At 65.8% G+C, this 25,215-nt stretch carries 21 protein-coding genes; 5 read left to right on the top strand and 16 right to left on the bottom strand.

Going from position 1 to position 25,215, the window contains the following annotated elements:
• Nucleotides 1-160: 160 nt before the first annotated feature.
• From PY310_RS04980 to PY310_RS04950, 7 genes are all read right to left on the bottom strand, one after another.
• Nucleotides 161-919 carry an iron ABC transporter ATP-binding protein gene (locus PY310_RS04980; RefSeq protein ID WP_275213135.1) on the bottom strand — a complete coding sequence of 253 codons (759 nt, stop codon included), beginning with the start codon at nt 917-919 and terminating at the stop codon, nt 161-163.
• Nucleotides 916-1,965 (bottom strand): iron chelate uptake ABC transporter family permease subunit, encoded by a 1,050-nt coding sequence (locus tag PY310_RS04975; RefSeq protein WP_275213134.1) that lies wholly within the window; start codon nt 1,963-1,965, stop codon nt 916-918. The genes PY310_RS04980 and PY310_RS04975 overlap by 4 nt, the downstream gene beginning before the upstream one ends.
• Nucleotides 1,958-2,965, bottom strand: coding sequence for an ABC transporter permease (locus tag PY310_RS04970; protein WP_275213133.1), 1,008 nt, complete (start codon nt 2,963-2,965; stop codon nt 1,958-1,960). The genes PY310_RS04975 and PY310_RS04970 overlap by 8 nt, the downstream gene beginning before the upstream one ends.
• A 47-nt stretch (nt 2,966-3,012) precedes the next feature.
• Entirely contained in the window at nt 3,013-3,963 is a 951-nt protein-coding gene (locus PY310_RS04965) for a siderophore ABC transporter substrate-binding protein (RefSeq protein WP_275213132.1), read from the bottom strand.
• A 280-nt stretch (nt 3,964-4,243) separates the two neighbouring features.
• Nucleotides 4,244-5,407: a mannitol-1-phosphate 5-dehydrogenase gene (locus PY310_RS04960; protein ID WP_275213131.1), complete on the bottom strand. Its 1,164-nt coding sequence runs from the start codon at nt 5,405-5,407 to the stop codon at nt 4,244-4,246.
• Nucleotides 5,407-7,494 carry a PTS mannitol transporter subunit IICBA gene (locus PY310_RS04955; RefSeq protein ID WP_275213130.1) on the bottom strand — a complete coding sequence of 696 codons (2,088 nt, stop codon included), beginning with the start codon at nt 7,492-7,494 and terminating at the stop codon, nt 5,407-5,409. The genes PY310_RS04960 and PY310_RS04955 overlap by 1 nt, the downstream gene beginning before the upstream one ends.
• Nucleotides 7,495-7,544: 50 nt before the next feature.
• On the bottom strand, nt 7,545-8,273 hold the full coding sequence (locus PY310_RS04950) for a TetR/AcrR family transcriptional regulator (protein ID WP_275213128.1): 729 nt from the start codon (nt 8,271-8,273) through the stop codon (nt 7,545-7,547).
• 161 nt (nt 8,274-8,434) lie between these two features.
• Between PY310_RS04950 and ptsP the strand changes: the two genes are divergently transcribed.
• Together ptsP and PY310_RS04940 are read left to right on the top strand one after the other, a co-directional pair.
• A complete protein-coding gene (gene ptsP / locus PY310_RS04945; RefSeq protein ID WP_275213127.1) occupies nt 8,435-10,120 on the top strand; it encodes a phosphoenolpyruvate--protein phosphotransferase in 1,686 nt (561 codons plus the stop codon).
• Nucleotides 10,121-10,173: 53 nt separating this feature from the next.
• Entirely contained in the window at nt 10,174-10,452 is a 279-nt protein-coding gene (locus tag PY310_RS04940; RefSeq protein WP_275213126.1) for an HPr family phosphocarrier protein, read from the top strand.
• 32 nt (nt 10,453-10,484) lie between these two features.
• Here the strand turns inward: PY310_RS04940 and PY310_RS04935 are convergent, their stop codons facing one another.
• A complete protein-coding gene (locus PY310_RS04935; protein WP_275213125.1) occupies nt 10,485-11,267 on the bottom strand; it encodes an alpha/beta fold hydrolase in 783 nt (260 codons plus the stop codon).
• A gap of 48 nt (nt 11,268-11,315) precedes the next feature.
• Between PY310_RS04935 and PY310_RS04930 the strand changes: the two genes are divergently transcribed.
• Nucleotides 11,316-11,732, top strand: coding sequence for a helix-turn-helix domain-containing protein (locus PY310_RS04930; protein WP_275213124.1), 417 nt, complete (start codon nt 11,316-11,318; stop codon nt 11,730-11,732).
• Here the strand turns inward: PY310_RS04930 and PY310_RS04925 are convergent.
• Nucleotides 11,729-12,946, bottom strand: coding sequence for a PucR family transcriptional regulator (locus PY310_RS04925; RefSeq protein ID WP_275213123.1), 1,218 nt, complete (start codon nt 12,944-12,946; stop codon nt 11,729-11,731). The genes PY310_RS04930 and PY310_RS04925 overlap by 4 nt on opposite strands.
• Nucleotides 12,947-13,181: 235 nt before the next feature.
• Here PY310_RS04925 and ald point away from each other — a divergent pair, with 235 nt between their 5' ends.
• Nucleotides 13,182-14,300: an alanine dehydrogenase gene (ald, locus tag PY310_RS04920; RefSeq protein ID WP_275213122.1), complete on the top strand. Its 1,119-nt coding sequence runs from the start codon at nt 13,182-13,184 to the stop codon at nt 14,298-14,300.
• A gap of 205 nt (nt 14,301-14,505) precedes the next feature.
• Here ald and PY310_RS04915 read toward each other — a convergent pair whose 3' ends face one another.
• From PY310_RS04915 to PY310_RS04885, 7 genes are all read right to left on the bottom strand, one after another.
• Nucleotides 14,506-16,065, bottom strand: a complete 1,560-nt coding sequence (locus PY310_RS04915; protein WP_275213121.1) for a S8 family serine peptidase — start codon at nt 16,063-16,065, stop codon at nt 14,506-14,508.
• 164 nt (nt 16,066-16,229) lie between these two features.
• Entirely contained in the window at nt 16,230-17,300 is a 1,071-nt protein-coding gene (locus tag PY310_RS04910) for a Gfo/Idh/MocA family protein (protein ID WP_275213120.1), read from the bottom strand.
• Nucleotides 17,301-17,428: 128 nt separating this feature from the next.
• Nucleotides 17,429-19,150, bottom strand: a complete 1,722-nt coding sequence (locus PY310_RS04905) for an ABC transporter family substrate-binding protein (RefSeq protein ID WP_275213119.1) — start codon at nt 19,148-19,150, stop codon at nt 17,429-17,431.
• 49 nt (nt 19,151-19,199) lie between these two features.
• Complete coding sequence (locus tag PY310_RS04900) at nt 19,200-21,437, bottom strand: dipeptide ABC transporter ATP-binding protein (RefSeq protein ID WP_275213117.1); 2,238 nt, start codon at nt 21,435-21,437, stop codon at nt 19,200-19,202.
• Nucleotides 21,434-22,408, bottom strand: a complete 975-nt coding sequence (locus PY310_RS04895; protein ID WP_275213116.1) for an ABC transporter permease — start codon at nt 22,406-22,408, stop codon at nt 21,434-21,436. The genes PY310_RS04900 and PY310_RS04895 overlap by 4 nt, the downstream gene beginning before the upstream one ends.
• Nucleotides 22,409-22,410: 2 nt before the next feature.
• Nucleotides 22,411-23,394 (bottom strand): ABC transporter permease, encoded by a 984-nt coding sequence (locus PY310_RS04890; RefSeq protein ID WP_275213115.1) that lies wholly within the window; start codon nt 23,392-23,394, stop codon nt 22,411-22,413.
• Nucleotides 23,395-23,761: 367 nt separating this feature from the next.
• Entirely contained in the window at nt 23,762-24,382 is a 621-nt protein-coding gene (locus PY310_RS04885; protein WP_275213113.1) for a TetR/AcrR family transcriptional regulator, read from the bottom strand.
• 128 nt (nt 24,383-24,510) lie between these two features.
• Between PY310_RS04885 and PY310_RS04880 the strand changes: the two genes are divergently transcribed.
• Nucleotides 24,511-25,080 carry an NAD(P)H-dependent oxidoreductase gene (locus tag PY310_RS04880; protein ID WP_275213111.1) on the top strand — a complete coding sequence of 190 codons (570 nt, stop codon included), beginning with the start codon at nt 24,511-24,513 and terminating at the stop codon, nt 25,078-25,080.
• Nucleotides 25,081-25,215: the final 135 nt, after the last annotated feature.

Here is a 25,215-nt window from a genome sequence, read left to right as displayed (position 1 = left end):
CTGCACGTAATACTGATGCACCAACTCCCGAATCTCATCGCGGCTAATACCTCGCGGGCCAACAGTCATAGCTGCTCCCATTCCTCTTCAATCACTGACTGACTCACAACCAGCCTGACGCAGAGGGAACCCGCATCAAGTGAGAGAGCGTCGGGAGGGGTCAGGCGAAGTAGACGCCGATGCGGTTCCCGTCGATCTCCTCGATACGGATGTCGATGTCGTACACGTCGTGCAGCATGGCGGCCTGCATGATCTGCGCCGGGCTCCCCTGATGGATGAGCCGGCCGTTCTTCATGGCCAGGATGGTGTCCGAGTAGCAGGACGCGAAGTTGATGTCGTGGACCACCAGGACGATGGTTTTGCCCAGATCGTCGGCCAACCGGCGCAGCAGCCGCATCATCTCCACCGAGTGCTTCATGTCCAGGTTGTTCAGCGGTTCGTCCAGGAGCAGGTATTCGGTGTCCTGCGCGAGGACCATGGCGATGTAGGCGCGTTGCCGCTGGCCGCCGGAGAGCTCGTCCACGAACTTGTCCGCCATGGCGCCCAGGTCCAGATGCGCGATGGCCTCCTCCACCTTGGCCAGGTCCTCCACCGTGGGCCGGCCGCCCGAGTGCGGGAACCGGCCGAACGCCACCAGGTCGCGGACGGGCAGCCGCATGGTCAGGTGGTTCTCCTGGCGGAGGATGGCCAGCGTACGGGCCAGGTCGCGGCTGGGCGTGGCCGTAATATCCAGCCCGTCCACCGAGACAGCCCCTGATTCCAGCGGCTGGAGCCGGCTGATCAACGAGAGCAGCGTGGACTTGCCCGCGCCGTTGGGCCCGATGATGGACGTGATACCGCCGCGGGGTATCACGCAGCTGACGTCGTCGAGGACCTGCTGGCCGCCGTAGCTCTTGGAGACGTTCCGGACGTCAATCATTTCAGCGAGCCTTTCAGCAGGAGGTAAAGGAAGAGGATGCCCCCGGCGAACTCGATCACCACGCTGAGCGCGGTGGCGAAGCCGAAGACCCGTTCCAGGATCAGCTGCCCTCCCACCAGCGCCACGGCGCCGATCAGGACCACGATCGGGATCAGCCGGGCGTGGTTGAAGCCCCGGCACAGCTGGTAGCCGAGGCTGACCACCAGCAGCCCGAAGAAGGTCACGGGACCCACGAGTGCGGTGGAAACGGCCACCAGCAGGGAGCATGCCAGCAGGATCCGCATGACCACGCGGCGGTGGTCCACCCCCACGTTGATGGCCAGATCGCGGCCCAGCGCCAGGACGTCCAGCGTGTGCCGGGCCCGCCACACGGGGATGCAGACGGCGCCGATGATCACAGCGGAGACACCCAGCAGCGCCGGATCCACGTTGTTGAAGCTGGCAAAGAACAGATCCTGCAGGATGATGAACTCGCTGGGCTCCATCAGCCGCTGCAGCAGCGAGGAGAAACCACGGAAGAGGCTGCCCAGGATGATGCCCACCAGCAGCAGGAGGTGCAGCGAACGGGTGGCGCCGGTGAACATCCAGCGGTACAGGAGAGCGCTGAAGGCCACCATCAGGACCACCTCGACGGCGAACTGCAGCGTGGGCGGCGCTGACGTGACTGCCGCGGCACTCACGGTGAACACGAGCGCCGTCTGCACCAGGATGTAGAGCGAGTCGAAGCCCATGATGGAGGGCGTGAGGATCCGGTTGGCGGTGACGGTCTGGAACAGCAGGGTGGAAACCCCCACGGCGACGGCCACCAGCAGCATCGCGGCCACCTTGAGGGCGCGGCGGGGAAGCACGTAGCCCACGTTGCCCTTGAGGTCGCTGAAGAGGAAGAACACGACGGCGGCAACGGTGGCGGCAGCCAGGATGCCGATGACGAGCCGCGGCGGGGCAGTCCTGATGCGGTTTCGCAGCGACGCTGCGGGACGCGTGGCGCCCTTGCCGGCCACCTCAGCCGGGTCCGGAGGGGCGGCAGGGGCGGCAGTTTCAGGCATTGCGTTTCCTCAGGATCAGGACAAGGAACAGGATGGCGCCCACCACGGCCATCACCATCCCCACGGGAACTTCATAGGGATAGCGGATGGTCCGGCCAAGGATGTCGCAGACCAGCACAAAGCCGGCCCCGAACACGGCCGTCCACGGCACGGCCCGGCGCAGGTTGTCGCCGAACAGGAGCGAGACGATGTTGGGGACCACCAGGCCCAGGAACGGTACGGCGCCCACGGTGGTCACCACCACGGCGGAGATCAGCGAAACGATGACCAGCCCCAGGCGCATGGTGCGGTTGTAGTTCAGGCCGAGGTTGGTGGTGAAGTCCTCCCCCATGCCGGCCACGGTGAACCGGTCGGCGGCCAGCAGCCCCACGAGCATCAGGGCGGCCACAATCCACAGCAGCTCATAGCGGCCGCGGAGCACCCCGGAGAAGTCGCCGATCATCCAGTTACTCAGGGTCTGCAGCAGGTCGAACCGGTAGGCGAAGAACGTGGTCACGGCGGCGATGACCCCGCCGAGCATGATGCCCACCAACGGGATCAGAAGGGTGTTGCGGGTGGGCAGTCGCCGCAGGATGGCCAAAAACAGTGCCGTGCCTATGACTGCGAAGACACTGGCGACGCCCATTCGAAGGAGGATCGGCGCCGTCGGAATTGCCACTGTTACCACCAGGATGCCCAGCGTTGCGGATTCGACGGTTCCCACGGTGGAGGGTTCCACAAACCGGTTCCGGGCCATCAGCTGCATGATCAGGCCCGCCACGGCCACCGACATTCCGGCGAGGATCACGGCCAGGGTCCGGGGCACGCGGGAGATCCAGAAGATGTCGACGGCGGCCGGGTCGCCCGCCAGCAGGGCCGGCAGTGACACGTCGCTGACCCCCACGAACATGCTGACGGCCGTGAGTGCCAGCACAACGGCCGCGGCAGCGACCAGGCCTGCGTATTGGCGGGCCCGGCCGCGGCTACCGGGGGCGACGGTCCGCACCGCCGTGGTTGTCATGATTCGAACGTCAGTTTCTCAGGCTCCGTCAGCAGTCAGGCGCGGGCTCAGGCCACCGACTCGGCAACGGCGTGGACCATCGCTTCAACGTTGTTCAAGCCGTAGCCCACGATGTACCAGGCGGCGGGGTCCAGGCTGATGATCTTGTTGTTCTTGGCGGCGTTGGTGGACCGGACCAGTTCGTTGTCCAGGACGGGGTTGGCGCCGGCGGCCTCGGAACCGATGGCGGTGTCGCGGTTGATCACGTACAGGAGGTCGGGGTTGACCTGCTTGATGTATTCGAAGGACACGGATTCGCCGTGGCTTCCGTCGGCCTTGACGTCGGCTGCGGTGGGGACCCCCAGGACGTCGTGGATGAGGCCGAAGCGCGAGCCCGCGCCGTAGGCCGTGACCTCCCCGCCGGAGGTCAGCACGATCAGGCCCTTGCCGGCATCAGCCGCCTTGGCCTTGGTCGCGGCGATGGTGGCGTCCACGCCAGCCAGCTTGGCGTCAACTTCCGCAGTCTTGTTAAAGATGGCGCCCAGTTTCTTCGTCTGGTCCTTGAAGCTTTCCATCGGGCTTGCGGCATCGATGGACAGGTCGATGGTGGGGGCGATCTTGCTGAGTTCCTCGTAGGCGCCGGCGGTGCGGCCCGAGATGATAATGAGGTCCGGAGCGCCGGCGCTGACGGCTTCGAAGTCGGGTTCCTTGAGCGAACCGATCTTCTCGTACTTGGCGTCAGCGTACTTCGAGAGCGACGCCGGGTAGCTCGCCTCCGGCACCCCGGCCGATTCGACGCCGAGTGCATCGAGGGTGTCCAGCACGCCGAGATCGAACGTGAAGACCTTCTCCGGGTTGACCGGCACGTTGGCCGTGCTGCCCTGGGCGTGTTCCACCGTGATGCCGGCCGCTGCCTCAGATGCGGGCGTCGCGGTGGCGCTGCCGCCGCACGCGGTCACGCCCAGCAGCGCAGCTCCCGCAGCCAGTGCCCCCAAGTAGCTCGAAAGCTTCTTTTTCACGTCAATCTCCAGTCCGCTAATAACGTCACGAGTTTGTTGCCTAATGTCCCTGAACTCTATAAGTAAGGTAAGGCTAACTTCAAAACGTCAGGACGGTTTCCGGAAATAAGTGAGCGGGATCACAACGCACGACGCCGGCACTCGGGTGAGTGCCGGCGTCGTGCTTCGGTGCGGGAGGGTTCCCCGAAAACCCGCATTATCTGCGAGAGGGTTTCGGAAAACCCGCATCAGGTGAGAGAGCGTCCGGGGTGGGAGGCGGCGGGTGAGGACCGCAGACGGGTCAGGCCGGGGCCTTGGCTCCTTCCGCCTGCCGCTCCTCCACGAGCGTGGACACGGCGGCGAACAGCGGGTGTTCGGGGGCCAGCCCGGTGATCTGCGCAGTCGCATCCGCAGGGGACGAGGCCGCCAGGATCTGCGCCAGCTCTGTTGCTTCGGCATCCGCGGGATCGTTGAAGCGCAGGGCCGCGGCAATGGCACCCAGCAGGGCCTCGGGCACAATCCCGCGCTCCGCCAGCTCGGCAGCCGGACCGATGAACCGCTCGTGCCGGCTGAGTTTCCGCAGCGGCGCGCGGCCTACGCGGGTCACGGTATCGGGCAGGTGCGGGTTGGAGAACCGGACCAGGATCTTCTGGACGTAGGCTTCCTGCTCATCGTTGCTGAACCCGTGTTTGGCCACGAGCAGCTGCTTGGTCTCCTCCAGGACCGCCCGGACGTCCTCCGCAACGTCCTGATCAGCCATGGCATCGGAAATCTTCTCCAGCCCGGCCTCGAACCCGAAGTACGCCGCGGAGGCATGCCCGGTGTTGACGGTAAAGAGCTTCCGCTCAATGTAGGGCGAGAGATCGTCCACAAACGTGGCACCGGGAATCACCGGCGCCGCATCACCAAAGGCGCTCCGATCGATGACCCACTCGTAGAACGTTTCCACCGTCACATCCAGGCCCTGGCCGGGTTCCTGGTTGGGCACGATCCGGTCCACAGCGGTGTTCGCGAACACCGCCAGTGAAGCCAGCGAACCGGCGGCGTCGTCCCAGAGGGCAGCCACCTCGTCCCGCAGGATGTCCGTGGCGTTGATGGCATTCTCACAGGCCATCACCTGCAGCGGCGCCAGCCCGGCCTCCCGCGCGGCGATGCCCTTGGTGATGGCGGGCGCCACGAACTTCAGGATGTGCGGCCCCACCGCGGTGGTGACGATGTCCGCCGTCGCGATTTCCCGCACCAGCTCCGCTTCCTGGGTGGCCGAATTCAGCGCCCGGAAATTGTCCACGGTCCGGACGGTGGGGTTCTCCCCCACCTCGTTGACGTTGTAACTGTCAGCTGCCGCCAGCTGGTCAATGAGGGCCTCTGCGACGTCGGCGAACACCAGCTCATAGCCCGCCTGGTGCAGCAGAAGCCCCACGAACCCGCGGCCGATGTTTCCGGCGCCAAAATGTACGGCCTTCACTATGCGTTGACCTTTCCGAAGAGGTCCAGGACTTCTTCGACCGACGTCGCGGCCTCCAGCTGGGCCACCTGGGCCTTGTTGGTGAAGACCTTGGCGATGGAGGAGAGGATCTGGAGGTGCTCGTTGTTGATGCCGGCCACGCCCACCACGAACTTGACCTGCTTGCCGTTCCAGTCGATGCCGTCCGGGTAGCGGATCACGGACACGGCGGACTTCATGATGTGGTCCTTGGCGGCGTTGGTGCCGTGCGGGATGGCCAGGAAGCTGCCCATGTACGTGGACACCGACTCCTCGCGTTCGTGCATGGCTGCGATGTAGCCCTCATCCACGGCGCCGCGGTCCAGCAGGAGCCGGCCCGCTTCGTCAATGGCGGCATCACGGGTGGTTGCGCGGCCGTTGAGGATGACGCTGTCCGCAACCAGGATGTCCGACGGCGCCGCGGCTGCGGCAGGTGCCCCGTCCACGGGAGCGTTGGCAACGTGCGCGCCATGGCCGGCCGCGGCGGTTCCGGCACCCGCGGCTGCTGCTGCAACCGGAACGCCTGCTGTGCCTGAACCCGAGGCGCCGGCCGTTTCAGCCTCGCCGCCCCCGGCTTCGGGTGAGTTGCTTTCCTTGACCAGCTCCACGATTTCGTCGTAGCGGGGGCTGTTCATGAAGTTGTCCACGGAGAAGTGCACCGCGCTCGAGGTGGCCGGCTTGGCCCGCTCGGTGAGGTCCTGGTGGGTAATGACGACGTCGTAGGTGTCGCTGAGGTTGGCGATGGCCGAGTTGGTGACCTTGACCTCCGGGAACCCGGCAGCCTTGATCTTGTTCCGCAGCACCGAGGCGCCCATGGCACTGGAGCCCATGCCGGCGTCGCACGCGAACACAATGTTCCGCACCGGGCCGGCCAGCACGGCCGTTCCCACGCCGCCGCCCGCACCGGCGCCGGTCAGGACGGAGGAGACGGAGCTCTTCTTGCCCTTCATGGCCTCCATTTTGGAGGTGGCGTCGTTCAGGTCAACCTCGTCGCTGTGCTTGGTGGTCTTCAGGATCACGGAGGCCACCAGGAAGGAAACCGTGGTGGCGAGCAGGACCGCGAGGATCACCCCCACGTAGCTGTCGCGGGACGTCTGGGCGAGCACCGCGAGGATTGAACCAGGTGCTGCCGGCGCCACCAGGCCGGAGCCGGTGATGGCCAGCGTGGCAATGCCGGTCATGCCGCCGGCGATCGAGGCGAGGATCAGCAGCGGGCGCATCAGGACGTAGGGGAAGTAGATCTCGTGGATGCCGCCGAGGAAGTGGATGAGCGCCGCGCCAGGAGCCGAAGCCTTGGCCACGCCCTTGCCGAAGAACATGTAGGCCAGCAGGATGCCCAGGCCGGGGCCCGGGTTTGCCTCAAGCAGGAACAGGATGGACTTGCCCTGCTGAAGCGACTGCTGGATGCCCAGCGGGGTCAGCACGCCATGGTTGATGGCGTTGTTCAGGAACAGGACCTTGGCCGGCTCAATAAAGATGCTGGTGAGCGGGAGAAGGCCGTTGTTGACCAGGAACTGGACCACGTTTCCTGCGGCCGTGCTGAACGCCTGCACCAGCGGGGAGATGCCATAGAACCCGAGCATGGCCAGGAAGGCGCCCCAGATGCCGGCGGAGAAGTTGTTCACCAGCATTTCGAACCCGGGCCGGATCTTGCCGTCCCACAGGGAGTCGATCTTCTTCATGGTCCAGCCGCCGAGGGGGCCCATGATCATGGCGCCGATGAACATCGGGATGCCGGCGCCCACAATGACGCCCATGGTGCCGATGGCGCCCACCACGCCGCCGCGGACGTCATAGACCATCCGGCCGCCGGTGTAGGCGATCAGCAGCGGCAGCAGGTAGGTGATCATCGGGCCGACCAGGCCAATGTTCGGCTTCCCGTCGGTTTCGCCGAAACCTCCCAGGCCCGGCACCGGGATCCAGCCCTTTTCGATGAAGAGGGCGGTGATGAGGCCCCAGGCGATGAATGCCCCGATGTTGGGCATGATCATTCCGGACAGGAACGTCCCGAACTTCTGGACGCCGACCCGCACGCTGGTGCGGGGTTTTGCAACTGTCTGCGTTGCCATGTGATTTCCTAACCGTCTTTTCCTGCTGCTGCGCAGGATGGGTCCGATATTTACGACGACGTGCTGGTGGAGATTCGGTGGAGCCATTCGAGGAACAATTTCAGTTCTGAACTTGATAGTTGGTCCGAGTGCGACGCCTGAAGTGCGGCATTCAGGGCGATCGCGGCCACCACCACCGAGGACCTGCCCGAGTCTTCCCGGGATGTTCCGGCGGCCTGCTCCGTGGACACCGCAAAGATCATGGCATCCCGGGTCATGGTGGACAGTTCAAGGTTCCGTTCAGCGGCCGGCTCCGCTATCAGCATGAGCGTCACGCCCACGTTGGCGGCCAGGATGGACCTGGCTGCTTCCCGTGGCTGGACGTTCAGCTGGCCCGCAGCCGCTGCCTTGGTCAGCATTTCCTCCAGCAGCGCCTCCGCGTCGGCGACGATGGCGGGACGGCTTTCCGGGCGGATATTGCCGAACATGACCAGGTACAGTTCCGGCTGCTTCAGCCCAAACAGGACGTGGTTATCCCACATCCGCCGGATGTCCTCTAGCGGCTGTCCGGACGGGGCGAAATCTCTCTCACCCGCTACATACTCCTCAAAACCTGCGGCCACAACGGCGTCGAAGAGACCTTCCTTGTCACCGAAGTGGTGGTACAGGGTGGGCGCCGTGACGCCCGCCAGCTGGGTGATCTGGCGGGTGGAAACGGCTGCCCCGGCTGAATTTGCCAGCAATTCGGCTGCTGCTCGCAACAGTCGCATTTTGGGAGGAAGCTGGCCATCCAAACTCATAGCCGCTACCCTATCACCTATAGCATTGCTATATGAACTGAATCACATACAATTTTTTCAGGCACGTTTCCACCGCCGCACGCAGCAGTCGCGGCACCCCGGCATGGCGCCGGGGATGTTCCGGGACGCGCCTGGCTACCGGCAGAGAACGAGGACCTTCAGTGCAGACCTTTTCAGGAGTAGGCGTCAGCCCCGGCCGCGTCATCGGAACCATCCGCCAAATGCCCAAACCGATCAGCGAACCCCCCGCGGGCGAGCAGCTGGCGCCCGGCACTTCCGCGGAGGATGCCACCGCCGCCCTGAAGGCGGCGGCCCAGGCGGTGCACGATGAACTGAAGGCCCGTGCCGCTCACGCCACCGGTGACGGCAAGGCGGTCCTGGAAGCCACTGCACTGATGGCCAAGGACACCATGCTGATCAAGGGAGCGGCCAAGCTGGTGGCCCGCGGCACCTCGAGCGAGCGGGCCATCTGGGAATCAGGTTCCTCGGTCTCGGAAATGCTGCACAACCTCGGCGGCTACATGGCTGAGCGCGCCACCGACGTCCTGGACGTCCGCGCCCGGATCGTGGCCGAACTCCGGGGCGTTCCGGCGCCCGGCATTCCCGCCTCCACCACCCCCTTCGTCCTGGTGGCAGAGGACCTGGCGCCGGCCGATACCGCCACCCTGGACCCGAACAAGGTCCTTGCACTCGTGACGGCTGGCGGCGGCCCGCAGTCCCACACGGCCATCATCGCCCGCTCCCTCGGCCTACCCGCCGTCGTTGCGGCCGTGGGCGTTGACGAACTGCCGGACGGTACCGAGGTGTTTGTGGACGGCGCCGCGGGCAGCATCACCTCCGATCCGGACGACTCCTTCCGCGCAGCCGCGGAGGCATGGGCGGCAACGGCTTCCCTGCTGTCCGAGTTCACCGGCACGGGCACGACGGCGGACGGTCACCTGGTGCCGCTGCTCGCCAACGTGGGCGGCGGCAAGGACGCGGAAGCCGCCGCGAAGCTGGGAGCCCAGGGCGTGGGGCTGTTCCGCACCGAATTCTGCTTCCTGGAACGGGACACCGAACCCAGTGTGGAAGAGCAGGCCGCCGCCTATAAGAGCGTCTTTGACGCTTTCCCGGGCAAGAAGGTGGTCCTGCGGACCCTCGACGCCGGCGCCGACAAACCCCTCCCGTTCCTGACTGACTCCACGGAACCCAACCCCGCGCTTGGCGTCCGCGGCTACCGCACGGACTTCACCACCCCCGGCGTCCTGGACCGCCAGCTCGAAGCAATCGCACTGGCCGAGAAGCAGTCCGAAGCGGACGTGTGGGTCATGGCCCCCATGATCTCCACCGCCGAAGAGGCGGCCCGCTTTGCCTCCATGTGCGCGGACGCCGGCATCAAAACCCCCGGCGTCATGGTGGAGGTCCCGTCCGCCGCCCTCACCGCCGAAGCCATCCTTCGCGAGGTGGCCTTCGCGAGCCTCGGCACCAACGACCTCACCCAGTACGCCATGGCCGCCGACCGGCAGCTGGGCCCCCTCGCCAACCTGAACACCCCGTGGCAGCCGGCGGTCCTCCGCCTGGTGGGACTCACCGTGGAAGGCTCCCGCGCGGAAGGCAACAACAAACCTGTTGGCGTCTGCGGTGAGGCTGCCGCCGACCCGGCCCTCGCCGTCGTCCTCACGGGGCTGGGAGTCAACACGCTGTCCATGACCGCGCGGTCCCTCGCCGCCGTGGCGGCGGTGCTGAAGACGGTCACGCTGGCCGAGGCGCAGGAACTGGCCAAGCTGGCGCTGTCCGCGCCGAGCGCCACCGAGGCCCGGGCCTGGGTGCGGGAGAAACTTCCCGTGCTCGAAGAACTCGGGCTCTAGGCAGCCCGCCCCGCCGTTGCCCACCACCCCCACAGCATCAACCAGGAGGAACCATGCCCGAACGCATTGCCACCATCGCCAGCCGCTCCGGCCTGCACGCCCGCCCCGCAGCACTTTTCGCTGAGGCGGCCGGAGACGTGGGAGTGGACGTCACCATCGCCAAGCAGGGCGAACCGGAAGACGAGGCACTGGACGCGTCCAGCATCCTGTCCCTGATGACGCTCGGTGCCGCGAAGGGCGATGTGGTGGTGCTCCGGGCCGAAGGTGACGGCGCGGACGCGGCGCTGGATTCGCTCGTAAAGCTGCTGGAAACGGACCTCGACGCGGAGTAGGCAACGCCCAAGGTACGACGCCTGGCTGGGGGTCAGGCGATGACGCCGAAGCCGTCCGCCGCCCTGGCCCAGCTGGTGATTGCCGCAGCTGCCGGCCCGGTGGCGGTGTGCTGGAAAACGTGGCCATGGCCGGGGATCTCGGTCAGGCTGCCCCGGGGTGCCCGGTCCGCGAGCCGCCGGCACCATTCCCGGTCAGCCACCGGGTCCTGGCTGCCCCGAAGGACCAGCACCGGCTGGCTCACGCCCGGAACCCTTGCCTCCATGGGGTAGTCCATCATGACGGGCAACTCGGTGAGGTACCAGCGGGGGCCGGCGCGGAAGTAGTCGGAAAAGACCAGTGCATTCGCGGAGATGCTCTCGCTGAACATGGCGTCGCGGGTCAGCGCAAGCGCCTGCTGCACAACGGTCCGCCGCCGGGGGTCGACGACGGGGCCCATCAGCACCACGCCGTCCACAAGGTCCGGCTCCTGCAGGGCGAGTTCCACCGCGTGCTGGGTTCCCATGGAATGACCGATCACCACACAGGACCTCACCCCGGCCGCGGCAAGCCCGGCACGGACAAACGCCGCATACTCACCCACCGGAACCTGGCGGCGCGGCCTGGGCGCATCGCCGAACCCGGGGAGGTCAAAGGAGTGGACATCGGCGCCGAGGGCCAGTTCCTGGTGCAGTCGTGCGAGGTACCGGTGCGAAACGCCGATCCCGTGCAGCAGGACGTAGGTCCTTCGGGGAGTATCGGCGGCAGGCCCCACGGAAGAGTAAAGCCGGCCTGCCAGGCCGCCGGCTTCGATGTCCCTGCCACCATTAAGTTTCACCCAGCGAGCATACCGCCGGCCCGTCCCGGCGCCGGTTAGGCTGTTGGCATGGCACTGATAGCTCCCCGGATGACGCCCGGCCTGCCGGCGGAGGACGCAGCCAAACTGCGGCAGGCCCTCGAAGGCGGGCATGACATCACCGTCTTCGTGGACGGCACGGTCCACCGGCTCACGCCCCGGGCGAGGGACGCCGTCGTCGATCTTCTCAGCAGGTTCGGTCGCGGCGAAGCGGTGACTGTAAGCAGCGTGGAGGAAATGCTCACCACTTCACAGGCCGCGGAGCTCGCCGGGATTTCACACACGTACCTGCGCAACATGACCGATCGCGGCGAGATTCCCGTGGAGTACCGCGGCACGCACCGCCGGATCAGGCTGGCCGCCATCATGGCCTGGCTGGATCAACAAAAGAAAAACGAGCACGCGAGGCAGGCCGAGCCGGCACAACGGCCCGCGGACTCGCCCTAGATCCGGGGCCGCGCGGCCCAGCGGCGCATCTTCAGTGCGGCGTGCAGCTCCAGCCTCGGCATCCCTTTCAGGGGGTCGACGCCGAGGAGCTGGCGGATGCGGCCCAGGCGGTTGTAGACGCTGCTGCGGTGGAGGTGCAGTTTGGTGGCCACGTCCTGGATTGAACCATCGTTATCGTAAATGAGCTCCAGGACCGGAAGCAGCTCGTGGTTCCGGTCGTGGTCCTCCAGCATCCGGACGTAGACGGACCCGGTGTCCGTCCAGGCCCCGGCTCCCCCGCCGGCCGATGCCAGCAACTGGTAGACGCCCGTGGCCCGGCAGTCCACCAGTTCGCCGAGCTGCGGATCCACGGCGGCTGCCTGCGCTGCCTGCCGGGACTGCCGGTAGGCCTCGGCCAGTTCGCGCGGCCGGGCAAAGCCCTCGCTGATGCCCAGGATGATGCGGTGCACCGGCCGGCCGGAGCGTTTGGCGAGCTCAAGCTGGTAATGGACCAGCACCTGGGCGTGGTTGGCGCGTCCAACGGACTCGCTGAACAGCACCACGGAGTGGGTTTCCGTGCCCGCGCTGAACAGCGCCATGTCCACCCCCACTGTGGCCTGCAGGGCGGCGGATCGGTGAATCAGCGTGGAGGCGATGGGGTCCGGGCCGCCGGCCCAGCCATCGGCGTCGAGCACTGTCACCATCTGCCAGGGACCCTTGCCTTGGATTTCCTTCCACCCGGCCACGGCGGCTACGGCGTTGGCCTCGCCGGCGCAGGCCGCCAGGAATTCCCGTTCCCGGCTGCGCCGGAACTCCGACTCGGCCGTGTTGGAATCCAGGAGGAGGCCGGAAAGCAGTTCGATCTCGCGGGTCACCTCCGGAAGCTGGGAGAGGATTGCCGCCGGGTTCTCCTCGGCTGAGTCCTGCTGCACCCAGAGATACCCGACGCGGAACCCGCGCACCATCAGGGGAACACAGACCCGGCCCAGCATGCCCAGCTCCGCGTTGGCGGGGAGCACCACGGGGCGGACCGCTGTGGCGATGCCGTGGGACAGCTGCCAGGCACTGACGTCCGCCGGCACCCGTTTGCTCAACAGGAAGTTCACCCGGACCTGGTCCGCGTGCGACTGATTGGAGCTGTACGCGAGCAGCAGGCCGTCCAGGTCTTCCAGCGAAAGTCCGCGCCCAAGCTTTTGGGCGACCTGCTCCACGAGCTCTTCCACATCCTGCTGCATGGGCTAACACTACTGCCCCGCGGCTTCCCGAAGCGAACGGACACGAGGCGACACCTGACGCCCTCAGGCTAAACATTTGTCGATCTGCGGAAACCAAAGACCGCGGAATGCCGCGGGCGCCGGGTGCCCGGCGGCCGGGATCGCTGTCAGCTGGGTCACAGCCGGATTTATTCTGGAATCACAACCTTACCCCGCAATTTCGGGCCTATCCGGCCAGAGAACATGGAGCCCAAAAATGATCATCGGTGTCCCCAAAGAGATCAAGAACAACGAATTCCGCGTCGCCATCACCGCCGCAGGTGTTCACGAGTTCCGCACGCACGGCCACACCGTCCTCGTTGAGCGCGGGGCAGGGCTCGGCTCCGGAATCACCGATGAGGAATACGCGATCGCCGGCGCCGAGATTGTGGCCGACGCCGACGACGTCTGGGGCCGCGCGGACATGGTCATGAAGGTCAAGGAACCCATCAAGGCCGAATACCACCGCTTCCGCAAGGGCCTGATCCTCTTCACCTACCTGCACCTGGCCGCCGAGCCCGAACTGACCCAGGAGCTCATCAACACCGGCGTCACGGCCATCGCCTACGAGACCGTCCAGGAAGGCCGCAGCCTGCCGCTGCTGGCCCCCATGTCCGAGGTTGCAGGACGCCTCTCCGTGCAGGTTGGCGCCACCTCACTCATGGCACCGGCCGGCGGCAAGGGCGTGCTGCTCGGCGGCGTTCCCGGTGTCCGCCCGGCCAAGGTGGTTGTCCTTGGCGCCGGCGTCGCGGGCACCAACGCCGCAGCCATGGCTCTGGGACTCGGCGCAGACGTGACCATCCTGGACATCAACATCAACCGGCTGCGCGAACTGGACGCCCAGTACGCCGGACGCCTCAAGACCGTGGCCTCGAACAAGTATGAGATCGAGAAGTCCGTGGTGGACGCGGACCTGGTGATCGGCTCGGTCCTGATTCCCGGCGCCAAGGCCCCCAAGCTGGTCAGCAACGAGCTTGTCTCCCGGATGAAGCCCGGCTCCGTGCTGGTGGACATCGCCGTGGACCAGGGCGGCTGCTTCGAGGACACCCACCCCACCACCCACCAGGAACCCACGTACAAGGTGCACAACACCATCTTCTACTGCGTGGCCAACATGCCCGGCGCCGTACCCAACACCTCCACGTACGCGCTGACCAACGTCACCCTGCGCTACGCCGTGGCGCTGGCCAACCTCGGCGTCAGGACCGCCTTCGACCGTGACCCTGCCCTGGCAGCCGGCCTCAACATCGCCGGCGGCCACGTGGCACACCACTCCGTTTCCGAGGCCCACCACCTGCCCCTGGTCGCGGACTGGCACGAGCTCGTTTCGGCCTAGCCAGACTCCACCGATCAATACTGGCACCAGCAACCGCGGCGGACGCCGGAGCTTAACGTCAGAACGGCAGCCATCCAGAAAGCGTGCGTCAAAGCGACGAAATGGGCCCACACCGGCAGGGTTCCCTGGCCGAGCTTGCGAGGCTAGGGGGCCGGTGGGGAGCAGCACGCGTTGGATGACTGCCGTTCTGGCGACCTGTGACGGGTTAGCCGCCGATCGCCCGGAGCGCGTTCAGTTGGCCGTGGCCACTGAAGTTGTTGTAGCCCGCGCCGCCCTTGCAGACCTGCGGGGCTCCATTGTCCAGCGCCGGGTAGAAGCTGTAGATGCTCGTGTCCGGCGGGCAGGCCACCGGGTCCGCCGTGCCGGTGATGCGTGCGGCAACGGTTCCGGGGTTGCTGACGCCCGTGCTGACGATCAGTGCCGCCACACCGGCAACGTGGGGTGAGGCCATCGAGGTTCCCTGGAGGTAGCAGTAGGTGGCCCCGCTGGCGTCAACAACACGGCGGGTCGGCAGGCATGTGGTCGTCAGGAGGCTAGCCGGGTACGTGGAAAGCACTCGTCCGTTCGGTGCGGCAGCCGTCACCTGCAGCACCGAGTCACCGCCGGGTGCCATAACATCGGCAGCGCCCGAACCATAGTTTGAGAAGAACGATTTGAAGCCTTTGTTGCCGCTGGCCGTCACGCCGATCACGCCGGGAACCTCCGTGGGGATCACAGCGCACGCGTTGGTGATGTCCCGAATTACTGGCGTGGTGTCATCGGGGCTGGTGGAATCCTGGGTGGGATGGGCCAGGTCATCGGCCTGGTTGCCTTCGGCTGCCACCACGGTGGTTCCGCTTTGCTGCGCGAACCTGATGGCCCTGCGCTCAGCCTCCCAGATGGCCCGCTGGCCGGGGTCGTTCTTGCAGTTGAAGAGCCAGGGGTCGGCAAAGTAGCTGTTGTTGGTCACCTGGATGCCCTGCGTTCCCGCCCACATAAAGGCGCAGACTACTGCCTCGGGGAAGAAGAGGCCGTCAGCGTTGCCGGCCTTGATTCCGGCGATCTTTACGTTGGGGGCTACACCCACCATGCCGATGCCGTTCTTGGCCGCGGCGATGGTTCCCGCCGTGTGGGTTCCGTGGCCGTTGTCATCCATCCATGCTGTGGGGCTGGTGTTCGGGACGCCGCCCACGCAGGAGACGCTCCTGGAGAAGTCGACGTTCGGGGCCAGGTCCGGGTGCGTGTAGTCCAGTCCGGTGTCAATGTCACCGACCACCACCGAGCGGCTGCCACCGTTGATGGCACGGGCTGCCGGGGCCTGGATCTGGTTCATGTCCCATTGGAGGCCGCCCAGGGCGTCCTCCCCCGGCGCGGGCACGCCGGGTGCGACGGCGGCGGTGGCCGCTTCGTTGGTACCGTCCTTCCCGGCTTCAACAGCCACGCCGAATCCGGCAGTGGAGGCGGCTCCCTGGACTGCAGGGTCCGCCCCGCGGAGGGCGGCGTCAAAACCGGCCCGGTCCGACGTCACAATCGCCACGCCGATCTGCGGATAGGCCTGCACGACGGTGCCGCCGGCGTTGCGCACCGCTGACAATGATTTGTCCGCCACCCCGTTGCCTTTGTAAAGCACGATGTAGGTCTGCTTGCCGCCCTGCGTCGTCGACAGGTTCGCGGCTTGTGCTGCCTGCCCGTCGGCCGAGACCGCCGCGGGGGCTGTGGCCGCAGCCAGGCCGATGGCGAGCGCCAACGCCCCTGCGGAAGCCACAAGTTTTGTGAATCCTTGCATGGTCTAGCTCCATTTCTGCCGGCGTCGCAGCGGTAGCCACGTCCACGGGCAAGAGTCCTGGTTCACGATCCTGAGGGCTGTTGCCCGGATCCCTGCGGATACCCCGCCCAGCAAATGGGATAACACCCGCAACACCAGACCCTAGTGACACACCTCACACAATTTCAAGAGCGCGCGGTGGCGGCTTTCCGGGCTGCCTCGATAATGCCCAGCACCGCCACCGCATCATCCGGGTCTACCGGCAGGGGCAGCGCGGAGGTGCTCCCGCCGTCGAGGATTTTGTCCCCCAGGATCCGGTAGAACTCCGGGTAGGCGCCCCGTTCCGTCGGCAGGGCATCCAGGTGCCCGTCCCGGCCCAGCGCCCCTGCCCACTCCGGCGCCTCCACGCCGTATGCGGAATCCAGCGGGCCGCCGCCGGCCGCAATGTAGGGCTCCTGGGGGTCCACCCCGTGCTTGGTGAAGGCCCCGGCGGAGCCGAGGATCCGGAACCGCGGGCCCTGCTGGGCGCACAGCATGTTCATGGTCAGGTGGCTGAGGACGCCCGACCCGTGCTGTAAAACCACAAACGCATCGTCGTCCGCCTTCTCGTCCCGCCGGCGGATCTGAAGCTCGGCGTGGACAACCTCCGCCGGCCCGAACAGCTGGAGTGCCTGATCGATCAGATGCGTGCCGAGGTCGAACAGCACACCGCCGCCGTCCGCCGCGGTGGCACTGGCCTTCCAGGCCTTCGAAATCGCCGGCGACCACCGCTCAAAGCTGGACTCGAACCGCGATACCTCACCCAGCGCATCCCCCGCCAGGAGCTTGCGGACAGTCAGGAAGTCGCCGTCCCAGCGCCGGTTGTGGAACACCGTGAGCACCCGGCCCAACCTGTCGGCCAGGGCGATCAGCTCCCGGCCCTGTGCGCTGCTGACCGCGAACGGCTTGTCCACCACCACGTCCAGCCCGGCCTCCAGCGCCGCCTTCGCCAGCGGGAAATGGGTGGCGGGCGGGGTTCCCAGCACCACAAGGTCAAGGTCACCGGCGAGCTCAAGGACAGCACCGCCGTCGCGCACTGTTTTGACGCCCGGGTACCGCTGCGTCGCCGCAGCCTGCCGGCCGGCGTCGGAGGTGGCAATGACGTCCAGCGAGTAGCGGGGGTCCGCGGCAATGAGCGGCGCGTGGAAGACGCTCCCGGAGAGGCCATAGCCGACGACGGCGGTCCGGATGGCGCGTTCAGGTTCAGTGGTGTTCATAGGCAGTACCGTACCCGCACGCTCTCGCAGTTAATGTGCGTTAAAACCCAACGCTCTCTCACTCCCCGCGTATGACGGGCCGGAAGTGAGAGAGCGTTCAGGAAAAACCCACATTAAGTGAGAGAGCGTTACTTCTTCTGCCAGCCGAGGGTGGTCCAGTCCGGAACCTGGGACAGGCTCTGGAACAGGGACGGGCCGTAGTTGGCCAGGCCGGTGCGGACGAAGGAGATCTGCGGGCCGTTCATGACAACGCCCATGGAGAAGTACTTCGCCATGTGCTCCTTCTCCACGTCCATCGCTGCCTTGTTGCGGGCGGCGTTGTCCTCGATGGAGGCCAGATCGGCGATCTTCTTGTCCAGATCCGCGTCGCCGAGTTTGTTCTCGTTGACCTTGGAGTCGTAGTACTGCTTGACGGCGTCCGTTGCATCAGCACCAACCGTGTAGCCGGAGATGCTCATGTCGAACTCGCGCGAGCCCAGGACCTTGCCGAAGTCGGCGGAAGCGCGCTGGTCGATCGCCACGTCCATGCCGCCGGCCTTGAGCTGGTTCTGGAGTGTCTGGGCGAAGGCCAGGGTTGTGGGGTCGTCGCCGAAGTTGCTGATCTTGAAGGCTGCCGGCTTGCCGTCCTTCTCCATGATGCCGCTGGCGTTCGCGGTGTAACCTGCGTCCGTGAGGACCTTCTTGGCGGCGTCCGGGCCGGTTTCCTTGACGGGGTAGTTGTCCTGGTAGTACTCGGAGAAGGGCAACAGCATCATGGATCCGGAGCTGGGCTCCTCCCAGTTCAGGCCGTTGAAGCGCACCTTGCGGAGGGCCTCCCGGTCCACGGCCGCGAAAATCGCCTTGCGCACGGCGACGTCCGTGATCCGCTGCGCGTTCAGGTTCATGCCGCCGGCGAAGAGCCGCTGGCCGCGGCGGATATCGGAATCCTTGGTGCCGTCAAGCTGCTTGTAGAGCGAGATGGTGTTCGCGGACATGGCGTCGATCTCACCGTTTTTGAAAGCGGCGATCTGGGCGCTGGTTTCCAGCTGGCGGAAGGTCACGTTGGCCAACACCGGCTTCTGGCCCCACCATTTGTCGTTCGGCACCAGGGTTACGGTCTTGGCGGCGGTGTCGTACTGGTCCAGCTTGAAGGGACCGGCCATCCACTCGGGGTGCAGGTTGCCGTTGTAGCCGTCGTTGAAGATCTCGGGGGTGTTCACGGCGGGGTGGATGAGCCCGAAGAAGAGCGAATCCACCGGGAAGACCGGACGGCTGGTCTTGACGATGACTTCCTTGTCGCTGCTGCCTGCTTCGACGGAATCAACGAACTCGTACGCCCCGGAGCTCACGATGTCGTAGCCGGCATCGGCGCTCTTGAGGATGTTCCAGGTGTTCTTGAAAGCCTTGACGTCAATGGGGGTGCCGTCGTTGTAGGTGGCTTTGGGGTTCACCTTGATGGTGACGGTCTGCTTGCCGTCCTTGACCACACTGTCCACGGACTCGCAGAAGTCCGTGTTGGGTGTGACTTTGCCCTTGAAGTCCACCTTCCAGCAGCCGCCGATGCCGCCGCTGTTCATGCCGATCGGGTTCATCGGGACCTGCAGGGCGGAGTTGTCCGCACTGTTGCCGTTGTTGGAGAACCCGTTGAAGTCAGGCCCAATGTTGCCCAGCGGCAGGGTGACCTTGCCGCCCTGCTCAAGATCCGCGGCTGGTTTTTCGTTGATGCTGATGAGCTTGGACAGATCGCTGCCCGATGCCTGGCCCTTGGCCGTTTCCGGGCCGGTGGGGGTTCCCCCGCCACCGCCGCAGGCCGTCAGCGTCAGGGCTGCGGCAAGTGCCGCAGCTCCGCCGATCCTGTTCAGATTCCTCATTGTTTTCCCTTCATAGGTGCGGGTGGTGCTTGTGATGGGTATGTAAAACCTAGGGTGCACTGGGGTCCGCCGCTTCGTGGACCACCAGCATGTCTTCGTCCAGTTCGCCGTCCGGGAAGAAGCAGGCGAACTGCTGGTCTACGGCAGCGGTGGGGCCGGCTTCCAGGGCTTGCCCTGCCTGGGAGGGCCGCACAGCTTCGAGCGGCGGCTCAAGGGCCAGGCACTTTTCCTGTTTGGCGGCCGGAAGTGCCGCGAAGACAGGGCACCGGGTGGCAAAGTTGCAGCCCTTGGGGGCATCCAGCGGGGACGGGAGGTCGCCTTTGAGGATGATCCGCTCCCTGGTGCGCTCAAACTGCGGGTCCGGCACGGGAATGGCGGACAGCAGCGCCCGGGTGTACGGGTGGCGCGGGTTGTCAAAGACCCGGTGTACCTCGCCGACCTCCACGATCTTGCCCAGGTACATCACTGCCACCCGGTTGGAGATGTGCCGGACCACCGAGAGGTCGTGCGCCACCATCAGGTAACTGAGGCCAAGTTCGGCGCGGAGCCGGTCCAGCAGGTTGATGACGCCGGCCTGCACGGAGACGTCCAGCGCGGACACCGGCTCGTCCAGGACCACCAGCTTCGGGTTTACAGCCAGGGCCCGGGCAATTCCCACCCGTTGGCGCTGGCCGCCGGAGAACTGGTTGGGAAACCGGTTGACGTGGTCCGGCTGCAGCCCCACAAGCTTCATCAGTTCCATGATGCGCTTTTTGATGGCCTGCTTGTCCATGCCTGCGTTCTGGAGCGGTTCAGCCAGGACCTCGTAGACGGTAAAGCGGGGATCGAGTGCACCCGTGGGATCCTGGAAAACCATCTGCATTTCCCTGCGCATGGCGGCTTTGGCCTTGGCATCAACCGCCTGCTTGTTGCTGATCCCGCCGATGACCACCTCACCGTCCTGGTCCTTGTGGAATTCCATGATTTCCAGGAGTGTGGTGGTTTTCCCGGAGCCGGACTCCCCCACTATGGAGAAGCACTCCCCTTCGCGGATGTCGAAGCTCAGGCCGTCCACCGCTTTGACCGTGCCGATGCGCCGTTTGAGGAGGGCGCCCTTGGTCAGCGGGAAGTACTTCCGGACTTCCTTGAGTTCCAGGACAGTGGAGCGTTCCCCGCGGGGGATGGCGTCAAACCGTGAGACGGGAACCGGCGGAGCCGAGAAGATCTCGAGTGCATTAACGTCTCCGCCGAGTTCTTCGGACCTGATGCAGGCGGCCTTGTGCGAGGCGTGGCCGTCGGCCGGCAGCAGTGGCGGTTCCCCGGCCAGGCAGGCCTCGGTGACCAGCGGGCACCGGGGTGCGAACGAGCAGCCCGTGGGGGTGTGGAGCAGGTTGGGCGGGATGCCGTCGATCGGTACCAGCGAGGACTTCTCTGCAACATCCACCCTGGGAACGGCCCCGAGCAACCCCATGGTGTAGGGCATGCGCGGGTTGTAGTAGATATCGTCCACCGGGCCGGTTTCCACCGGTTTTCCCGCGTACATGACCATGATGTCGTCCGCCATGCCCGCCACGACGCCGAGATCGTGCGTGATCATCACGACGGCGGCCCCGGTCTCCTCCTGTGCCGTATGAAGCACCTCAAGCACCTGGGCCTGGATGGTGACGTCCAGCGCCGTCGTCGGCTCATCAGCGATCAGGACCCGCGGATTATTGGCGATGGCGATGGCGATCATCACGCGCTGGCGCATGCCGCCGGAGAACTCGTGCGGGAAGGCCTTGAGCCGGTTCTTCGGGCTGGGAATGCCCACCATCGCCAGCAGTTCGACGGCGCGTGCCTCCTTCGCCGATTTGCTCATGCCGGGGTTGTGGATGGTCAGGGCCTCGGTGATCTGGGCCCCCACCGTGTACACCGGGGTCAGGGAGGACAGTGGGTCCTGGAACACCATGGCGATGTCATTGCCGCGGTGCGCGCACATGGCTTTGTCGCTGAGGCCCAGCAGTTCCTGGCCCTTGAGCCGGACCGAGCCGGAGATCTCCGCAGTGGACGGCAGCAGGCCCATGATGGCCAGCGACGTCACCGACTTGCCGGAGCCGGACTCGCCCACGATTCCCAGGGTCTTGCCCGGCATCAGGTCGAAGTCCACGCCCCGGACCGCGTGCACGGAGCCGTTTTCGGAGTTGAAGCTGACGTGCAGGTCCCGGACGGACAGCACCGCGTCCGACGGCGAGTGGAGGCCTGCGATGTGCAGCCGTTCGGCTGTTGTGCCGGCCGGGTCAGCCGGACCGATGGTGGTTTCGTTGCTCATTTGCCGGCCCTCTGTCCATTTTTCTTTTTTGCCCGGCCAACGGAACTGGAGCTGGGGTCGAAGGCGTCCCGAAGGCCGTCGTTCATCATGGCCAGGGACCCGGTCAGCAGAAACATCACCGTCAGCGGAACCCAGAACATCCAGGGAAAGGTCTGGACCTGGGACGTAGCGCCGCCGATCAGGACGCCCAGGCTGACGTCCGGAACCTTGATGCCGATGCCGATGAAGGAGAACGCGACTTCGGCCAGGATGGCGCCGGTGACACCCCGGGTGATGTCCAGGACGAGTAGCGACCCGATGTTGGGCACCAGGTGCCGCCAGACGATCCGGCGCGGCGGTACCCCCATGTACTGGGCTGCTTTGACGAAGTCACGCTGCATGAGCGACATGGACAGTGAACGGATCAGCCTGGCCGTGCCCATCCAGCTGAACACCAAAAGAACGATGATCAGCAGGAGCCAGCTGGGGAGGTTCTGCTTCAAAGTGCCCCCGCCGCCGCTCGTGGCCACAGCCACCACCAGCAGCGCGGGCATCATGATGAGGGCCTCCAGGACAAAGAGCATGACTTTGTCCACTTTCCCGCCGAAGTAGGCCATGGTGCATCCGTACACGGCAGCGATCAGGACGGACACCAGGCCCACAATCAGGCCTATCAGGATGGAGATGCGGGTCCCTTCAACCGTCATGGCGTAGAGGTCGATGCCCGCCTGGGAGGTGCCAAGGAAGTGGTCGCCGGAGGGCGGCATGCCAATGTTGAACGGGTCGATGGTTTCCTTGTCCCAGGGCGTGAAGAAGCCCCCGACAAAGGAGAAGATGGTCAGTGCCAGGAAGATGGCCAGCCCTGCGACCGCCGTCTTGTTCCGCATAAAGCGGCGGAAGATGATGGTGGATTTTCCGATCACGGCGTCGGCGCTGTCCAGGTGCGCATCCTGGGCCACCGCTGCGGCATCAACTGAATTGAGGTTGGTCATGGCTACTGCACCCGCACTCTCGGGTCGACAAGCGTGGTGGCGAAGTCCGCGAGGATGGCACCGATGGCGAAGATGACCGAACCGTAGGCCAGCGTGGCTGTAGCGGCGTTGACGTCCTGCAGCGAGATGGCGTCGATGCTCCACGAGCCGACGCCGGGCCACGCAAAGATCTTCTCGGCAAAGAAGCCGCCGGCGAAAATTGCCGGGACGGTGAAGGCGATGCTCTGGGCCACGGGGATGAACGAGACCCGCAGGGCGTGCCGGGAAATGGCCTGGTTGCGGGTCAGGCCCTTGGCACGGGCGGTCCGGACGAAATCGGCATTGACGTTGTCCAGCAGGTACTGCCGCTGCGCGATCTGGTATGAACCCCAGCCCACCAGCGTGATGGCGATGGTGGGCACCGCATAGTGGGCGAGCATGTCCGCGAACTGTGCCCACCCCGGCGCCATGCCGGGGGTGGAGATGCCGGTGACGAAGAAGATGCGTTCGCCGACGGTCTCGTTGATGTTGATGGCGCCGAGCTGCACCAGGAAGTAGGCGATGGGTGCGGGGACGATGTAGGCGAGGTAGCTGTAGGAAGTGATCACCCGGTCCTGGAACTTGTACTGGCGGGCGGCCGAGTACACGCCAAGGGCGACACCGATGACCAGCGTCAGGATGATGGCGGCGAGGAACAGCCTGGTGGAGATCCAGACGCGGTCCCCGAACTCGGCATTGATAAAGGCACCGTTGGGGCTGCGTCCCCAATCCCAGCGCGTGACAATTCCGGTAAGCCACTCAACGTAGCGTTCCCAGGGGCTCAGGTCCGGGTCCAGCCCTTTCAGGCGCATGGAGTTGGCAACCTGTTCGGGGGTGGGACGGGGAATCCGCTCCTGTTCCAGCAGAGCCGGCTTGAGGGAACTGACCGCCAGGAAGTACCCGGCCGACGTGGTCAGGAAAATCATAAAAACGTAGGTGATGCCGCGTTTGGCAAGGTACCGGAGCATGTGGCGTCTACTTCAGGATCTGGGCCGCCGTTTGGATTGCACAGGAACATCCCAGGGGATCGCCCCAGGTATGCAACGGAGTGTATGCCTTGAGTGCATCCATGTTCCAGATCCTTCCAAAATTTACCTGCCGCACCGCGGGTCTCGCGGCTCCCAGGTGTACACCAGCGCGTCGCTGGCCTCCGACGACCGTCGCAGGCCAGCCCGGGTAGTGGACTATGTTGCGGGTCACATTCCAGAGGAAACTACCACATAGACGGAGCCCGAAAGTGGCCATTTTCGTCGAAACCGACGGCCCCGTATCAGATCGTTATGAATAACTCAGGGGAATTGATTTGACTGGACGGTGACAGCATTTGCGGCTACCCTAACGGCGACTGACAACCCGCGTGACAAGTTCACGCCACGTCGACGTGAGCCGCTCGGGGGTCACGCCCTGTACCCGGACCGCATACAGCAGCCGCTCCGGGTCAAGGGTGGAGATGAGCGTCATGGCCATCAGCACGGGGTCCGCCTCCATGCTTTCTTCCCGCAGCAGGACTTCGACGTGCCGCTGCCACAGCAGCGCCGCGGGAACCTCATACCTGCCCTGCGCCGAACTCTCCGCGGCGCGCACCAGATCTCCGTGCTCCAGCACGTAGGCGACGCGGGCCGAGCCAAAGGCAATCAGCCGCTCCAGGCCTGGAGCCCCGGGTCCCAGCGGCGGCGGGCCAAACATGAACCGGGCCTGGAAGGCGGCTTCGGAATCGCTGAGCAGGGACATCATCAGCCCGGTCCGGCTGCCGAACCTGCGGAAGACAGTTCCCTTACCCACCCGGGCACGCTCGGCCAGCCTGTCCATGGTGAGTGCGTCCACGCCGCCTTCGGCGATCAGGTCGCGCGCTGCGCCCAGCAGCCGTTCCCGGTTCCGCGCCGCATCACTCCGCTCCGCCACCGGGCCAACCAGCGGTGCGGCACGCGATGCTGGCAGCAATGGGATGTAACTCACAGTCCACATCCTAGCCGCACGGGAATATTAATCGGACCGCAGTCCGTTTAGCTGATGAAGGCGGCAATCTGCGCCTCCACCCTTCCACCGGCCGACGGCCCAGCCCCGGCCCGACACCAGGAGTTCGTATGTCCAAGAGCACCATCCTCACCCTTGTTGGCAGCCTCCGCGCCGAATCCACCAACCAGAAGCTGGCCGAAGCCATCCAGCTCAACGCCCCCGAGCAGGTTGACGTTGTCATCCACGAAAGCCTGGGCAACATTCCCTTCTACAACGAAGACATCGACGTTGAGGGCCAGGTGCCCGCTGCCGCCGCCGCCCTGCGCGCTGCCGCCACCGAGGCCGACACCGTCCTCCTGGTTACCCCCGAGCACAACGGCACGGTTCCGGCGTCCCTGAAGAACGCCATCGACTGGCTGTCCCGCCCCTTCGGCGCCGGCGCCCTCGCCGGCAAGCCCACCGCCGTCGTGGGAACCGCCTTTGGTCAGTTCGGCGGCGTCTGGGCCCAGGACGAAGCCCGCAAGGCAGTCGGCATTGCCGGCGCCCAGGTCCTCGAGGACGCCAAGCTGGCCGTCCCCGGCTCCATGGTCCGGTTCGCCGAACTGCACCCGAAGGACGACGCCGAGGTAGTGGAGCAGATCAAGGGCGTCTTCGACGCGATCTCCGCCGCTCAGAGGGCCGCGCAGACCGCAGCCTAAGGCCGGCGCTGGCACGAGCCAGCCCCCAGATCCTCAGATGCCCCGGACACCGCAAGTTGGCCGGGGCATCTGTCCGCCCGCCATCTGTCTGCCCGTGACGATTTTGTTACCGCGGCGTGCGCCCCGCGGCGCCCA

This window comes from Pseudarthrobacter naphthalenicus (assembly GCF_029076445.1).
In the GTDB taxonomy this organism is placed as follows: Bacteria; Actinomycetota; Actinomycetes; order Actinomycetales; family Micrococcaceae; genus Arthrobacter; species Arthrobacter naphthalenicus.
This window is presented reverse-complemented; position numbering and strand designations above follow the sequence as displayed.

Coding starts and splice junctions, on each gene's coding strand:
- PY310_RS04975 (WP_275213134.1), bottom strand. CDS start 1,965: ATGCCTGAAACTGCCGCCCCTGCCGCCCCTCCGGACCCGGCTGAGGTG.
- PY310_RS04905 (WP_275213119.1), bottom strand. CDS start 19,150: ATGAGGAATCTGAACAGGATCGGCGGAGCTGCGGCACTTGCCGCAGCC.
- PY310_RS04910 (WP_275213120.1), bottom strand. CDS start 17,300: ATGAACACCACTGAACCTGAACGCGCCATCCGGACCGCCGTCGTCGGC.
- PY310_RS04950 (WP_275213128.1), bottom strand. CDS start 8,273: ATGAGTTTGGATGGCCAGCTTCCTCCCAAAATGCGACTGTTGCGAGCA.
- PY310_RS04925 (WP_275213123.1), bottom strand. CDS start 12,946: ATGCAGCAGGATGTGGAAGAGCTCGTGGAGCAGGTCGCCCAAAAGCTT.
- PY310_RS04980 (WP_275213135.1), bottom strand. CDS start 919: ATGATTGACGTCCGGAACGTCTCCAAGAGCTACGGCGGCCAGCAGGTC.
- ald (WP_275213122.1), top strand. CDS start 13,182: ATGATCATCGGTGTCCCCAAAGAGATCAAGAACAACGAATTCCGCGTC.
- PY310_RS04880 (WP_275213111.1), top strand. CDS start 24,511: ATGTCCAAGAGCACCATCCTCACCCTTGTTGGCAGCCTCCGCGCCGAA.
- PY310_RS04970 (WP_275213133.1), bottom strand. CDS start 2,965: ATGACAACCACGGCGGTGCGGACCGTCGCCCCCGGTAGCCGCGGCCGG.
- PY310_RS04930 (WP_275213124.1), top strand. CDS start 11,316: ATGGCACTGATAGCTCCCCGGATGACGCCCGGCCTGCCGGCGGAGGAC.
- PY310_RS04895 (WP_275213116.1), bottom strand. CDS start 22,408: ATGACCAACCTCAATTCAGTTGATGCCGCAGCGGTGGCCCAGGATGCG.
- PY310_RS04900 (WP_275213117.1), bottom strand. CDS start 21,437: ATGAGCAACGAAACCACCATCGGTCCGGCTGACCCGGCCGGCACAACA.
- PY310_RS04955 (WP_275213130.1), bottom strand. CDS start 7,494: ATGGCAACGCAGACAGTTGCAAAACCCCGCACCAGCGTGCGGGTCGGC.
- PY310_RS04915 (WP_275213121.1), bottom strand. CDS start 16,065: ATGCAAGGATTCACAAAACTTGTGGCTTCCGCAGGGGCGTTGGCGCTC.
- PY310_RS04940 (WP_275213126.1), top strand. CDS start 10,174: ATGCCCGAACGCATTGCCACCATCGCCAGCCGCTCCGGCCTGCACGCC.
- PY310_RS04890 (WP_275213115.1), bottom strand. CDS start 23,394: ATGCTCCGGTACCTTGCCAAACGCGGCATCACCTACGTTTTTATGATT.